14 protein-coding genes and 1 pseudogene are annotated in these 14,223 nt (G+C 46.2%); 6 read left to right on the top strand and 9 right to left on the bottom strand.

Going from position 1 to position 14,223, the window contains the following annotated elements; genetic code table 11:
• Positions 1-251 precede the first annotated feature (251 nt).
• The 4 genes from bioD to bioB are packed head-to-tail and all read right to left on the bottom strand — an operon-like array spanning position 252 to position 3,901.
• Complete coding sequence (gene bioD, locus KP22_RS02225) at positions 252-932, bottom strand: dethiobiotin synthase (protein ID WP_039302598.1); 681 nt, start codon at positions 930-932, stop codon at positions 252-254.
• A complete protein-coding gene (gene bioC / locus KP22_RS02220; protein ID WP_039322137.1) occupies positions 925-1,686 on the bottom strand; it encodes a malonyl-ACP O-methyltransferase BioC in 762 nt (253 codons plus the stop codon). The genes bioD and bioC overlap by 8 nt, the downstream gene beginning before the upstream one ends.
• Positions 1,667-2,824, bottom strand: a complete 1,158-nt coding sequence (gene bioF / locus KP22_RS02215) for an 8-amino-7-oxononanoate synthase (protein WP_039322135.1) — start codon at positions 2,822-2,824, stop codon at positions 1,667-1,669. Before bioF ends, bioC begins: the two co-directional genes overlap by 20 nt.
• A 39-nt stretch (positions 2,825-2,863) precedes the next feature.
• Complete coding sequence (bioB, locus tag KP22_RS02210) at positions 2,864-3,901, bottom strand: biotin synthase BioB (protein WP_039302589.1); 1,038 nt, start codon at positions 3,899-3,901, stop codon at positions 2,864-2,866.
• A gap of 95 nt (positions 3,902-3,996) precedes the next feature.
• Here bioB and bioA point away from each other — a divergent pair, with 95 nt between their 5' ends.
• Together bioA and KP22_RS21435 are read left to right on the top strand one after the other, a co-directional pair.
• Complete coding sequence (gene bioA / locus KP22_RS02205) at positions 3,997-5,301, top strand: adenosylmethionine--8-amino-7-oxononanoate transaminase (RefSeq protein ID WP_039322133.1); 1,305 nt, start codon at positions 3,997-3,999, stop codon at positions 5,299-5,301.
• A gap of 211 nt (positions 5,302-5,512) precedes the next feature.
• A pseudogene (locus KP22_RS21435) lies at positions 5,513-5,770 on the top strand (IS5/IS1182 family transposase); the annotation flags it as partial.
• Positions 5,771-5,912: 142 nt separating this feature from the next.
• On the opposite strand, the gene KP22_RS02195 reads toward KP22_RS21435, so the two are convergent.
• The 5 genes from KP22_RS02195 to KP22_RS22315 form a co-directional block, all read right to left on the bottom strand.
• Positions 5,913-7,115 (bottom strand): MFS transporter, encoded by a 1,203-nt coding sequence (locus KP22_RS02195; protein ID WP_039302583.1) that lies wholly within the window; start codon positions 7,113-7,115, stop codon positions 5,913-5,915.
• On the bottom strand, positions 7,096-8,196 hold the full coding sequence (locus tag KP22_RS22670; protein ID WP_052012453.1) for a cytochrome P450: 1,101 nt from the start codon (positions 8,194-8,196) through the stop codon (positions 7,096-7,098). The genes KP22_RS02195 and KP22_RS22670 overlap by 20 nt, the downstream gene beginning before the upstream one ends.
• Positions 8,189-9,580 (bottom strand): coproporphyrinogen-III oxidase family protein, encoded by a 1,392-nt coding sequence (locus tag KP22_RS02185; RefSeq protein WP_039302581.1) that lies wholly within the window; start codon positions 9,578-9,580, stop codon positions 8,189-8,191. The genes KP22_RS22670 and KP22_RS02185 overlap by 8 nt, the downstream gene beginning before the upstream one ends.
• 9 nt (positions 9,581-9,589) lie before the next feature.
• Positions 9,590-9,988 carry an adenosylmethionine decarboxylase gene (gene speD / locus KP22_RS02180; protein ID WP_039302579.1) on the bottom strand — a complete coding sequence of 133 codons (399 nt, stop codon included), beginning with the start codon at positions 9,986-9,988 and terminating at the stop codon, positions 9,590-9,592.
• A 439-nt stretch (positions 9,989-10,427) separates the two neighbouring features.
• Positions 10,428-10,745: a hypothetical protein gene (locus tag KP22_RS22315; RefSeq protein ID WP_156103726.1), complete on the bottom strand. Its 318-nt coding sequence runs from the start codon at positions 10,743-10,745 to the stop codon at positions 10,428-10,430.
• Positions 10,746-10,904: 159 nt separating this feature from the next.
• Here KP22_RS22315 and KP22_RS02175 point away from each other — a divergent pair, with 159 nt between their 5' ends.
• From KP22_RS02175 to cdd, 4 genes are all read left to right on the top strand, one after another.
• Positions 10,905-11,699, top strand: a complete 795-nt coding sequence (locus KP22_RS02175) for a GH12 family glycosyl hydrolase domain-containing protein (protein ID WP_039302576.1) — start codon at positions 10,905-10,907, stop codon at positions 11,697-11,699.
• Between the two features lie 205 nt (positions 11,700-11,904).
• Positions 11,905-12,312 (top strand): CidA/LrgA family protein, encoded by a 408-nt coding sequence (locus KP22_RS02170; RefSeq protein WP_039302573.1) that lies wholly within the window; start codon positions 11,905-11,907, stop codon positions 12,310-12,312.
• Positions 12,312-13,007, top strand: coding sequence for a CidB/LrgB family autolysis modulator (locus KP22_RS02165; RefSeq protein WP_039302570.1), 696 nt, complete (start codon positions 12,312-12,314; stop codon positions 13,005-13,007). The genes KP22_RS02170 and KP22_RS02165 overlap by 1 nt, the downstream gene beginning before the upstream one ends.
• Before the next feature lie 171 nt (positions 13,008-13,178).
• Positions 13,179-14,069, top strand: a complete 891-nt coding sequence (gene cdd / locus KP22_RS02160; RefSeq protein ID WP_039322130.1) for a cytidine deaminase — start codon at positions 13,179-13,181, stop codon at positions 14,067-14,069.
• The last annotated feature ends 154 nt before the right edge of the window (positions 14,070-14,223 follow it).

The raw sequence follows: 14,223 nt of genomic DNA, 5'->3' as shown, positions 1-14,223 counted from the left end.
CAAGAAGGTTTTATCTATTAATTTTGATAAAAATGTAAGCTTTATTCTCATGAAAGAGATGCAGGTAAAAAACAACAAAATCGTGCGATGAATAAACGCAAGCGATGGCTTACCAAAAAGCCTCATCGCCAATAATGCTGACAGCCGTACTCTTGTAGACCAATTACCATTTTATGAGGGTCAATAGACAGTACGACTATCTTGGTTTTTAGTTACTTAGCCACTAACTTGAAAAGCCTTAATGACGTCAATTACTCCGCTAATAACCCAATATCAATATACTGCCCCAGATTATGCTGCTGAAGATCCGATAAATAAGGAATTTCACCCAGCATCGGCGCGAGCAAGCGCTGTTGCAGCGTTTGTAGATACGGCTGATGCCATTTTCCGGGCGGAATGACATCATTAGCGATCCAGCCGCCAAGACGCAGGCCAGCGTGCTGGATCGCATGAGCGGTGAGCATCGCGTGGTTGATGCACCCAAGCTTGACGCCAACCACCAAAATCACGGGGAGCTGTTCCTGTACCACCCAGTCGGCAAACGTATCCTGCTCCGACAGCGGCGTAAACCACCCGCCTGCGCCTTCGACCAGCAGCCAATCTGCCTGGGTTTCTACTGCACGCAGCCCTGCGGACAGGGTAGAAAGATAGATAGGCCGCTGCTCCACCGCGCTGATAATATGCGGTGAGGTCGGTTCCATAAATGCCACTGGGTTGACCATCTGATAATCCAGATGGACGCTGCTATTAGCCTGAAGCGCCAGGGCATCGCTGTTGCGAATCCCATCTGTCGTCATCTCACAGCCGGACGCTACGGGCTTATAACCTGCGGTGCGGTGTCCCACCTGATTCGCAGCCTGAAGTAGCGCCGTACTCGCAACCGTTTTCCCAACGTCGGTATCCGTGCCCGTCACAAACCAGCGTTCAATCACGATAAATCACTCCATAAACCAGTTGGTAGCTGAGCGGGTAGCCGCCCTGCTCTTGCGGATAACAGTCAGACAGTGCCACCAGACGCGCCCGACTCAATAGCCCCGGCGTACGCCCTTCATGTAGCCACGTCGCGCCAATCCCCTTCAACGATTTCATCAGCGTCAATACATCGGGAAAAAGGCAGACTTCACGTTCCTGTACCAGATGATGACGATAAGGCTGGCAGGCAGCGTCGATAGTAGAAAGCGGAAGAAAGCGATTCGTCCGCTGCGTACCGTCCAGTCGTTGCCACGCTTGCGACAGTTCGCTTAAGGACCCATCTGCCAGCGTCGCAAACGCAATAACGCCCCCCGGCCGGGTGACCCGATACAGTTCTGCCAGCGCGCGTGGCAGTGAATCACACCACTGCACCGCCAGATTGCTGTAGCTGATGTCAACACTGCGATCAGTCAGCGGCAGATTTTCAATATCCCCTTCCAGATAACGAGCTGCGACGTGCTGCTCACGGGCATATGCCAGCATTTCTGCCGACAAATCCAGCGCCGTTACGTTTTTTCCGGTCTGACGCCAGTAACGACTAAAGTGTCCGGTTCCACAGCCCGCATCCAACACCTGTAAACCACTATGCGCAGGCATCAGCGTCAACAGACGTTCTCCGCTAGTACGTTGCAATTCAGCAAAGCGATCGTAGCACCCTGCTGCACGCCCAAACGCCAGCGCAATCGCCTGCTTGTTATAGTTTTCTGTCAGCATGGTGCAATACCGTGAGCAAGCGATTGATATCTTCCGGTTGGTGTTCCGCCGTCAGCGTGATCCGTAGACGCGCGCTGCCAGGCGGCACCGTCGGTGGCCGCATCGCACTAACCCATACGCCCTGCTCACGCAGATGGTTCATCAACGCCAGCGCTCGCACGTTCTCACCAACAATCAACGGCTGAATCGCGCTCTGCGAACTCATCAGTTGATAAGTCGAATTCGCAATGCCCGCGCGAAACAGCGCGATGTTACGTCGTAGCGCATCACGCCGCGCGTCGCCCTGCCGAACACAGTTAACTGCGGTGCTCAACGCACAGGCCTGTGCCGCAGGCATTGAGGTGCTGTAAATTAAATGACGGGCGAATTGCAGGAAGTATTCGGCCAGCGGTTCGGCGCATAGCACTGCCGCGCCACTGACGCCAAACGCCTTGCCGAACGTGACAATCAGCAATTCCGGCTTGATGCCCTGCTGCCAGCAACTCCCACGCCCTTTATCGCCCAGCACGCCAATCCCATGCGCATCGTCCACCATCAACCAGGCATCGTGCGCCCTGCACTGTGCCTGCAACGCAGACAACGGTGCAGTATCTCCATCCATGCTGAAAATGCCTTCGGTCACCACTAGCGTCTGGCCATCCGTCGGTTTCTCCAGCAGTGCTTGCAGACTATCCGCCTGATTGTGTTTAAAGCGCCGCAGCGCCGCCGGTGACTGTGCGGCAGCTTCCAGTAGCGAAGCATGGCTGAGTTTATCGGCAAAGATCCGATCTTCCGCCTGTGCCAGCGCAGCCACTGCGGCCTGATTTGCGGCATAGCCGGAAATAAACAGCAACGCACGCGGGTAACCCAGCCAATCGGCAAGCTGGCTTTCCAGCGAGGCATGAGCATGGGTATATCCCGTCACATGCCCAGACCCCCCGCTGCCTATACCGTATTGCTCTGCGCCATGCTGCCAGGCACGCACAATCTCTGGGTGATGGCTCAGCCCCAAATAATCGTTGCTGGAAAAATTCAAGTAGCAACGATCGCCCTGCATCAGCCAGCGTCCGCTCCCCCCCTGGTTAGCCAGCCTCACACGGTAAGCATCATCACGCTGACGCTGTACCAACGCGGCCTCAATACGTTGCTGCCAGCTCATGATTGCGCACGCCTCATCCAGCGGTTTGCGTACAGGGTGCTATACCGCAGCATTATAAAATTGCTCGCTATCAGCATTAATCAGTTGTTCTGCCAACCGCTGCTGCTGTTGGTTGTCCCCAAATTCGGTCCCTGTTTGCTGTGGATTCAGGCCCAACTTGAGGAACAACGCCAGATCTTTATCTTCTTTCGGGTTTGGCGTCGTTAAGAGTTTGCAACCGTAGAAAATGGAGTTCGCACCAGCCATAAAGCACATCGCCTGCGTTTGCTCACTCATCTGCTCGCGTCCGGCGGACAGGCGTACATAAGAGGCAGGCATCATGATTCGCGCCACGGCAATAGTACGAATAAAGTCAAACGGATCGACGTCCTCATTATCTGCCAATGGTGTCCCTTTCACTTTTACCAGCATGTTGATCGGTACGCTTTCCGGCGGCGTTGGCAAGTTAGCCAGTTGCACCAGCAGCCCCGCGCGGTCACGCACGGTTTCCCCCAATCCAACGATGCCGCCAGAACAGACTTTAATGCCCGCGCCGCGTACTTTATCCAGCGTATCCAAACGCTCCTGATAGGTGCGGGTGGTAATGATGCTGCCGTAAAACTCCGGTGAGGTGTCGAGGTTGTGGTTATAGAAATCCAGCCCGGCTGAGGCCAGACGCTCAGCCTGATCGTGGTGCAGCGTTCCAAGCGTCATACAGGTTTCCATCCCCATCGCTTTGACGCCTTGCACCATCTGTTCCAGATACGGCATGTCACGCTCGTGCGGGTTTTTCCACGCTGCGCCCATACAAAAGCGCGTCGACCCAGCGGCTTTCGCCTGACGAGCCGATTCCAGCACTTGTTCGACCTGCATCAAGCGTTCGGTATCAATTCCGGTGCGGTAGCGGGAGCTCTGCGGACAATATTTACAGTCTTCAGGACAGGCGCCGGTTTTTATCGACAGTAACGTGCTCACCTGCACCTGACGGGGATCAAAATGCTGACGGTGGATCTGCTGCGCTTCAAACATCAGTTCCAGAAAAGGTTTATTAAATAAGTCTTGCGCTTGCTCAAGCGTCCAGTACATGCGGTCAGCCATCTCGGCATCTCCAAACTAAAAACGTTTCGCCAGTGTAAATTAACCCGATATACTGTCAACCAAATAGAACCCACTTTGGTTTACGACAGATCATCATGAGCCCGGAAGACCTTACTTTTGACCAGCGCCATATTTGGCACCCCTACACGTCGATGACTACACCGCTGCCCTGCTATCCAGTCATAGCAGCTAGCGGCGTCGAGCTGCATCTGGATGACGGACGTCGTCTGATTGATGGGATGTCGTCGTGGTGGGCGGCGATTCACGGTTACAACCATCCGGTGATAAATCAGGCGGTACAGACCCAGCTCAGCCAGATGTCGCATGTAATGTTCGGCGGGATCACCCATCCAGCGGCGGTTGCGCTGTGTCGCCAACTGGTGGACATGACGCCGGATAGTCTGGAATGTGTTTTTCTGGCGGACTCCGGCTCGGTGGCAGTCGAAGTGGCGATGAAAATGGCGCTGCAATATTGGCAGGCGCGCGGTGAAACTCGTCAGCGCTTTCTCACCCTGCGTCACGGCTATCACGGTGACACCTTTGGGGCAATGTCCGTATGCGATCCGCAGAATTCGATGCACAGCCTGTATCAGGGCTATCTGCCCACTCACCTGTTTGTCGATGCGCCACCCTGTGCGGCTATCAACGAAAGCGGTTTTGCCGACGAGTGGCAAGAAGACGATATCGCGCCATTACAGGCGATGCTATCGGCGCACGCTCACGAGGTCGCAGCCGTGATTCTGGAACCTATCGTACAGGGTGCGGGCGGGATGCGTTTTTATCATCCGTCCTACCTACGCCGAGTTCGGGAACTGTGCGACCAATGCGGAGTTTTGCTGATTGCCGATGAGATAGCTACCGGATTTGGCCGCACAGGCAAGCTGTTTGCGTGCGAGCATGCGGGAATTTCGCCGGATATTCTGTGTCTGGGAAAAGCGCTTACCGGCGGCTATATGACTCTTTCAGCTACGCTAACCACCCGAACGGTGGCTGAAACCATCAGCAACGGTGCAGCAGGCTGTTTTATGCACGGCCCTACGTTTATGGGCAACCCGCTGGCCTGCGCAGCAGCCAATGCCAGCCTGTCCTTACTGGCGGATAATCGCTGGCAAAGTCAGATACAACATATTGAGCGGCAGTTGCGAGCAGCGCTGCAACCCTGTGCGGATTCCCCACTGGTGGCGAACGTTCGTGTGCTGGGCGCTATCGGCGTAGTGGAAACACTGCGTCCGGTCAATATGGCGCGGCTACAGCGTTTCTTTGTCGAGCGCGGCGTCTGGATTCGACCGTTTGGTCGGCTCATTTATCTGATGCCGCCGTTTATCATTGAGCCAGACGAACTGTATAAGCTAACCGATGCCGTCAACGCGGCTATCCATAACACACGGCTATTTGAATAGCTGCTCTATTTACGGGCTTTGTTGAATAAATCGAATTTTTAGGTGATTGGCGGATCTGATCGTTACAATCGTTTCAGCATCGGTTCCCATGGCAAAGCAAAAGTTTAAAATCACCAACTGGTCAGCCTACAACAAAGCTCTCAGGCAGCGCGGTTCTGGCTTGATGAATCTGCCATGGCTGCATGGACTGACAGTCGCCGCCTGAGGGGCGTGGCCGGCCAAATACCATGAGCGTAACCACGCAGTGGCGAATCAGCATCTGAGTGGGAGCAATGACGTCTGGAAAAAGAAAGTGGGCTACCACCGGCGTTCGGTAGCGGAAACAGCGATGCTCCACATCAAAACCTTGCTGGGAGACCATCTGAGCCTGCGGGATTGTGACGCGCAGGTGGGTGAAGCGATGGCGATGGTCAAAGCGCTAAACCGGATGACGTTGTTGGGTATGCCGGACAGCGTCAGGATCGCATAACAGATGTAGCAGAGGGAGCCATCCTGTCGGCTAACTCTGATTTATTCAACAAAGCCCATACTAATCAGCAAAAAACGCATAGGCGAAAATCTGTTAAATTTTCTTGGATTTTTACTGCTTGTTATGATTTAAAAAAATCATGTTACTTTTCAGGGTTAACGGTTTTTTTAAGGCCGACTAAACTTGATATAATTATCAGCAATGCCATCGCTATAAAAGAAGAAAACAAACCTAATGCAGCAAAGCAACCTGCAATAAGCCCAGAGCTTGCCTCCGCAGTATTCGCCAAAGTTGAAAAAGTACCAAAACTCTTACCTATATTATCTTGAGCGGAATTGGATTGAATAGTTGAAACCAATGTTATATCAACAAGTGCCCCCACAAACCCAAGCATTAATGCAAGTGGTATGACCAATAAAATATTGATTAAAGAGACAGCAGGGAGAGACAACATTACTACGCCGTAACTAAACCAGAATAACATTAATTTATAAGTGGTAGGATGGTAAACAATTTTCGTATAACAAATACCTCCTAAAATCGTACCACAAGCGCTAGCAGAGAAAATGTAACTAGTAATCAGTTCATTACCTCCGTTTTCAAGAGTATATGCTGGAATTATGAACCTCAAAATAGAACCTGTAAAAAGTATGCAAACCGCTGAACCGAAAATTGCAATGAACAAATCTGATTTAGAGCGATAGAGTTCTTTTAGGTATTGGATATTATCTCTGTAAACCTTTGGAAAATAAAACTTATCATTAGCCGTTGAGTTATCATATGATAATTGTTTTAATAAAATTATCGAAATGAAATAGGTTATAGTATTAAAAAGCATAACATAACTTTTATCTGATACATATATGATCAATGTGCAAATCAAAGGACCAATTACCGATGCTGATTCCTCTACCACTTGCATTATTCCATTTACACGAGTCAATTCTTTTTTATAGAATAGACGTGGAATTGCCGTCTGGAAACTCGGCTGAAATATGCTCCTGCCGATTGTGGTTAGTATGGAGGCTAATATTAATAATCCAACAGTCAAGTTATCGTAGTAATAAAAGATGAAGATCATTGAAGCTGATAGCAACCTTACGGTTTCACTATAAATAACATTCGCTTTTATTTCTCTATTATCAGCAAGCCAACCACCTAGCGGCCCAAAGAAAAGGAAGGGGATAAATCTGAAAAAATAGACTACCCCAATCAGCCAGAAATTGTTATGAGTAATTTCTAAAAGAATAAAAACAAATGCAACTTCATAGGCATAATCGCCAGTTTTAGATATAAATAACGATGATGCCAACACATTAAAATTTTTATTTTTCAACAGTGACATTCTTTCCTGCCTCAATTATAAATGCTTCAGCACCTAAAGCTGAAAAGCCTTCAGATAGTTGAGATATTGATAAGTTAAAATTTTTGCTTCTGTCAACTATTAACTGTACAATTTTAGAAGATACAGACATAGCAACCCCCATCCCAATACATAAATGCACTCCAGCCCCAAAGGACAATGGTTTTTTATTCCTTCCAGGAATAAAAGCAAATGGAGACTCAAAAACATTAGGATCAAAATTTGCGAGTCCAGTCATAAACAACGCTTTATCGCCCTTTTTGAAAGATACCCCTTGGTATTCATAGTCCTCATTAAAGACCCGCCCTACAGATAACACAGGCGGATGAAGACGGGAGACCTCTGTTAAAACCGTATTAATTGAACAGGTAAATGGAAGCAAATCAAATTTTTTTATATCGAATAAAGCTGCCACAATTAATTGCATTGTAGTTTGATGAGCGGCAACAAAAGCTATTGATAAATCAATAGCATCGATATCATAATATTCAACGCTAAAATTAGCGTTAATATCATGACGAATCTCATTGTAAATAACTAGAAAAGATTTCATTATATCCACAAAGTGGTCACGCCCTTCAACTTTACCATCAAAAAGTTTTCCCACATTGCCAGCATGATAAGAGATATCCTCTGAGAAACTAATCCCAGTTAGCAATTCTGCCAACTTATTATTCAATGCTCCTAAATGCTTCTCAGTAATAACATCATCTTGAAGAAAATACGTCAACTCGTTAAAGTTAATATTCTTATAGTTTTCGTGTATTGTATTAATAACTTTACTTTTACTATGGTCTCTAAAAATTAAAGACTTAGTAAGTAAAAACTGTGCTTCTTCAACAATATTTTTCTGATTTTCATCAAATAATTCCAAGGGTACCTGCATTCTATTTTTAGTCAGGACTCTGCTATTCAATAACTCTACACAACATGTGTAATCATAGAAAATCCAACTATGTTTCTCATCATTAAATATAAATCCATTAGAAAGAGTATCTTTTGAAGAAAGTTCAAGATATCTTTTCTTGAACTCCTCGATTAAGTTTATAGAAATATTAGACATACACGAGCTCTTTTTTAGCAATAAATTTACCAGGTGTATTCAATTGTTCAGTGATAAAACGCTTCATTGCCACTTGATCGGCTTCTGGCATAAGCCAATACATAATATTTGTATACCAATACCATCCTAACTTGGTGAGCTGAAAACATTCACCACAGTCAACGATTAATTTATTTTTGATGAGCACCTCGATTTTTTCTTGTAGCGCAAACGGTATCTGATTAATTTTAACTTTATCTTTGCTAATAACCCCATGATACGGAAGGCGTAAAATTATTGGTTTCATCTCATCCAAAACGGATGGGTGCTTACTTATAGTCGCGAGAATCTCCCCCCTTTCAAGTGAAGCTAAATATTTATTCCTGCTAGAGGTATTGGTTATAACATGCTCTCTGATTGAACTAACGGCATTAACACCAAAGCCATGCAGGTCATGATCAGAATATCCATATACGTGTTCATGATAAATGAAGCTATATTCATCAGTTACAACTTCATTTGTGACATTTTTACATCTAAAATAGCCATGCCCATTATGTGGCATAAATCCCTTACTTCTCATATATGCATCCACCAACATATTCATGGTGAATTTTCTAGTGGCCGTAGTTAACGGAAAATCCCTATTTTTAATGGCTTTATGCAACTTTGCTTGAGTCATCACATTGTCGATTGGATATATATCAATGTTAGTTGTTCCTAACGCAACAGCCTTTTCAAGGTCTCTAATTATATCTTCTTCATCCTGACCATTCATACCATACAAAATATCAAAAAGGACATTTTTGAAGTTTTTATTTAAAATCTCAGAGGCGAATTCGATCTGCTCAAGTGTTGATGTGAGATTGAATAATTTCCGCCATTCTGGATTAAATGTCTGAAGACCAAAACGTGGATGAGTAACCCCCATTTCTTTCAATGCAGATACTTTTTCTTCTGTTAGACTTTTTATTTCTATTTCAAAAGAAAATTCGCAATCTTCTGATAGGATAAAATGTTTTTTTATAGCTTCACCCAGACGGTAAATGTTATCTGGAGATAGTAGTGACGGGGTGCCTCCCCCGAAAAATATTGACCTGACAGGAATGGCTTTGTAATCGTTGAAGTTTGACTTTATTTCCAATTCTTTGATCAGCATTTCGGTATATTTATCCACCAACTCAGCATCTTTATAAGCTCCTCTAGTGAATGGACAAAATGTACATATGGTTTCGCAAAACGGTATGTGGAAATATAGAGCTCTAGACTTTATGTTCTTGTTACTATTAGTGAGAACATCTTTTATACTTAAGTTAGTTATACTTTTCCCTTGGTTTGGGAAGAAGAAATTATAGACAGGGAATTGATAATCAAACTTAAATAGGCCATTATCTTTGATGTTCATAAGAACTCCTTAGTTAAAAGTTTCTATATTTACACCTTTTTCTATACTATATTTTGAAACGCAGCTACCTCTTTCAACATAGCGAACTAGCAGTCGAGTGGTTTTACCTAATTCTTTCTCTATTTCCTTGACTGCTAACAAACAGTCTCTACCGCATGTGTACAGATCAATACTTATATAGCTATTTTCAGGGTAAGTGTGGAAGGAAAGATGCGATTCGCTTAAGAGATAAACACCGGTGACACCTTCTCCTCCAGAATCAAACTTGTGAAATATAGACCCGAGAATTGTAAATTCTGTTCTATTCAAAATACTTGTGAAAATTGATCGTAAGGAACTTTCACTTTTAAGTATTTCTGAGTTTTTAAGGACTATATCAAGTAGGTAGTGATGACCTGTATCATCCATACAATCACCTTTTTTATATTCCAAGAGGCAAGGGCAGAGATCTGCCCTTGCCTGTTTTTACCAAGCTACGCTGTTAAAGTCATAGCTTTCAGTTGAAGATTCAGTTACGAACAGTTCGATTGCACTTTCCATAATAAACCTCTCATATTGGGTAAAATTTAAGTGTTATGCAGCAATCAATATCATTAACAACTGCACAAGTAATTATATAAATCATGATAAACATTAAGTGATCATATGATTTTCTGATGCATGACAAATATTACATAAAACTAAAGCATTAAGTAGCTTGAAAACAATTTTATAACTTATAATTCCATATTAAATAAAATAGGCTAAAATATAAAAAACTGAAATTAATATCCAATTAACTTTACCTTTTGCTTTCATCTTTTGTCAGAACGTTTTTTTCTTTGGTGATGATCGAACAATTTTATACTTAAGCTTGATGAACCTTTGGAGTTGGTGATTTTTTCGATTTATCATCAAACACATATACCCCAAATAATTCGAGTTGCAGGAAGGCGGCAAGAGAAGGACAAATTCGTCGGGAACGAATTTGACCAGCCAAAGGCTGGCCTTCGGTGAGAGACAAATCTGCCGTAGGTAGATTTGAAGGCTGTTGCAGCGGCCCCAACGGGGCGAGGCACACGGCCAGTGTGCTGAGTCGCGTAGCCAACGCACATGCAGCTTGGAGTATGACGGATATATCACTATTTATTACCGTTCTTATTATTAACATAAATAAGATTTTCATTTTACTCATAATTAATGTATTAAACTACTCTGCCATCGGATGAAATAACCACAAAATGCTAAGCGCACGGCAATTTATATTCAACCAATCGTAGACAACTGATGAATACGTGTTAGATTTTAACGTATCCCCAAGCATATATTTAAAAGGAGATTTATTATGCTTATAGCGAATAATAAGCCACAGCGTATTTTCCGTACATTACTCCCCGTATTGTTTTCTGCTTTGTTACTCTCTCCCTTAACCGTTTCTGCGGTCAGTTCATCCAAAGATGCAGACAAACTGTATTTTGAGAATAATAAATATTATGTATTCAATAACGTCTGGGGAAAAGATGAAGTAAAAGGATGGCAGCAAACTGTTTTCTATAATAGCCCAACCAGTATGGGGTGGAGCTGGCACTGGCCAAGCAGCAGTTCCAGCGTTAAAGCCTATCCATCACTGGTGAGCGGCTGGCATTGGACTGCGGGTTATACTGAAAATAGTGGATTGCCGATAAAATTATCCAGTAATAAAAGCATTACCAGTAAGGTCACTTATTCCATCAAATCTACCGGCACGTATAATGCAGCTTATGACATATGGTTCCACACCACCGGTAAAGCCAATTGGGACTCCACGCCTACCGACGAATTAATGATCTGGCTAAATAATACCAATGCAGGCCCTGCCGGTGATTATATTGAAACAGTTTTCCTTGGCGGCAGTAGCTGGAATGTATTCAAAGGTTGGATCAATGCAGGTAATGGCAAAGGGTGGAACGTATTTTCCTTTGTCCGTACCTCCAATGCTAACAGCGCATCACTCAATATTCGCCATTTCACCAACTATCTGGTGGGAACCAAGAAATGGATGAGTAATACAAAATATATCAGCAGCGTTGAGTTTGGTACTGAGATCTTTGGCGGTGATGGACAGATTGACATCACCAAGTGGAGCGTAGACGTAAAATAACGCGTCGACACTCTTCCGGTTCAACCCCAATCCACTCTGCGGGGTTGAACCGAATTTATCTCACCCGCTTCTCGTTTCATTTTCAGCCTGGATGGGTATCGCTCATCCTTCAGGCCGACTCACCTTCCCTAACAAAATTCGTGATCTGTGGCACGTAAATTCCATTAGCGTTATGATAATCGCCTCTGCTAATCAGGAATTTCCCATGCGTAATACGTTCATCGTTTGCTGGCAGTATTTACGCGCTTTCGCATTGATTTACCTCTGTCTACTGGCAGGCAATGCGGTATCCGCAATACTTCCATTCACCATACCCGGCAGTATCATCGGCATGCTGGTCTTGTTCACCCTCCTCGCCTCGCAAATCCTGCCCGCGAAGTGGGTAAAACCGGGCTGCCACCTCCTTATTCGTCACATGGCACTTCTGTTCGTCCCCATCGGCGTCGGCGTGATGAATTATTACGATCTGGTCAGCCAGCAGTTTGGCCCTATCGTCGTTTCCTGTCTGATCAGTACCTTTGTTGTGATGTTGATTGTAGGTTTTAGTACCCAGATAATGCAGCGTGAACGAGCCATGGCTGGCGATCGCACGCCGCCGAAGGATAATGAATAATGTTCAGCTATTTGTGGTGGTCGCTGCCTCTTACTTTGATAGTTTTTTTCGCTGCACGTAAGCTGGCCATATTGACCAAGCTCTCCCTGTTAAATCCACTACTGGTGTCGATGGCGATTATTATCCCGCTGTTGCTGGTGCTGAAAATTCCTTACGAACACTATTTTCAAGGCAGTAAAGTGCTTAATGACCTGCTGCAACCGGCAGTGGTCGCTCTGGCGTTCCCGCTTTATGAACAACTGCACCAAATTCGCGCACGCTGGAAGTCGATCATCAGCGTGTGCTTCATCGGTAGCCTGACGGCGATTATCTCCGGCACGCTGGTGGCGCTATGGATGGGCGCATCGCCAGAAATCGCCGCCTCGGTACTGCCAAAATCCGTCACCACCCCGATTGCAATGGCCGTCGCTGGCGCTATCGGTGGCATTCCGGCGATCAGCGCGGTCTGCGTGATTTTTGTCGGTATTCTCGGTGCCGTATTAGGCCACAGCCTGTTCAATCGCGTAGGTATCAAAACCAAAGCCGCACGCGGGCTATCCATGGGCACTGCTTCGCATGCGCTCGGCACGGCGCGCAGCGCAGAGGTGGATTATCAGGAAGGCGCGTTCAGTTCACTGGCGCTGGTTATATGCGGGATCATCACGTCGCTGATTGCTCCATTAGTGTTCCCCGTACTCTTGCACTTTGCTGGCTGAAGCCTGATGGGAACGGTGTAACCACATCGTTCCTGCTATAAAATTGAGATACATCTCGCATTTAGCGGTTAATTTGCAGTCATTTCATTCAATAAAGAGACTTAAATCACAATTTATTGCTACTCTGCTTTCTAATATGACGTCATTGACGGGTAAAGAGAGTAAGCCGACATGCATCCACGATTTGAAAACACCTTTCAGCAATTATCTGCCAGTTTGCAAGACGCGCTCGGCCCATTGATCGATAAACCGGATTTCGCCGCCATGTTAACCGCTGACGATGTGAATGCGGTCTGCAAAGCCAGCCAGCTAGACGCCGATGCGTTGGCCTTTGCGCTATTGCCTCTGGCTGCCGCCTGCGCACAAGCCTCTATCTCGAATTTTCAGGTTGGTGCCATTGCGCAAGGGCTCAGCGGCAATTTCTACTTTGGTGCCAATATGGAGTTTACCGCCGTTCAGCTTCAGCAAACGGTGCATGCGGAACAAAGCGCCATCAGCCATGCCTGGCTACGCAATGAGCGTGGACTGCGGGCGGTAACCGTGAACTACACACCATGCGGTCACTGTCGTCAGTTTATGAATGAATTGCGCAATGCGGCGTCGCTACGTATTCAGTTGCCCGGTCGCCAGCCAGCCGTACTCAGCCACTATCTGCCGGATGCCTTTGGCCCCGTCGATTTGCAAATCGATACGTTGTTGATGGATGACATCGACCACAACACCACATTGCACAATGTGGGGGTGCTTGCACGTCTGGCTCTGGATGCCGCCAACCGTAGCCATGCACCCTACAGCAAAGCGATCAGCGGCATTGCGCTGGAGACATCAAGTGGCAACATCTATACCGGACGCTACGCAGAGAATGCCGCGTTCAACCCCAGCCTGCCGCCTTTGCAGACCGCGTTAAATCTGATGAATCTTGCTGGCGAAGACCTGTTCACGATTAAACGCGGTGCTGTCGTTGAACGTCGCAATGCAGTTGTCAGCCAATGGGCCATTTCGCAAATTATGTTGGCCGAGCTGGGTTGCACCGACGTTGAACACCACTTTATTGAGGAATAACAGCAAAGATAGGTGCAAAATTTAAGCGGCGTGAGGGTAAAAAAAGAGAGGTGAATCGATAAAGCCTGTATTTCGGCCAAGATGCAAGCCATCTGTAACTATTTAAATTAACATTTTCTGTACATATTCTCTGGGTAATTTAAGATCCTCAGCA

Origin of the sequence: Pectobacterium betavasculorum (assembly GCF_000749845.1) — a bacterium.
Classification (GTDB): Bacteria; Pseudomonadota; Gammaproteobacteria; order Enterobacterales; family Enterobacteriaceae; genus Pectobacterium; species Pectobacterium betavasculorum.
This window is presented reverse-complemented; position numbering and strand designations above follow the sequence as displayed.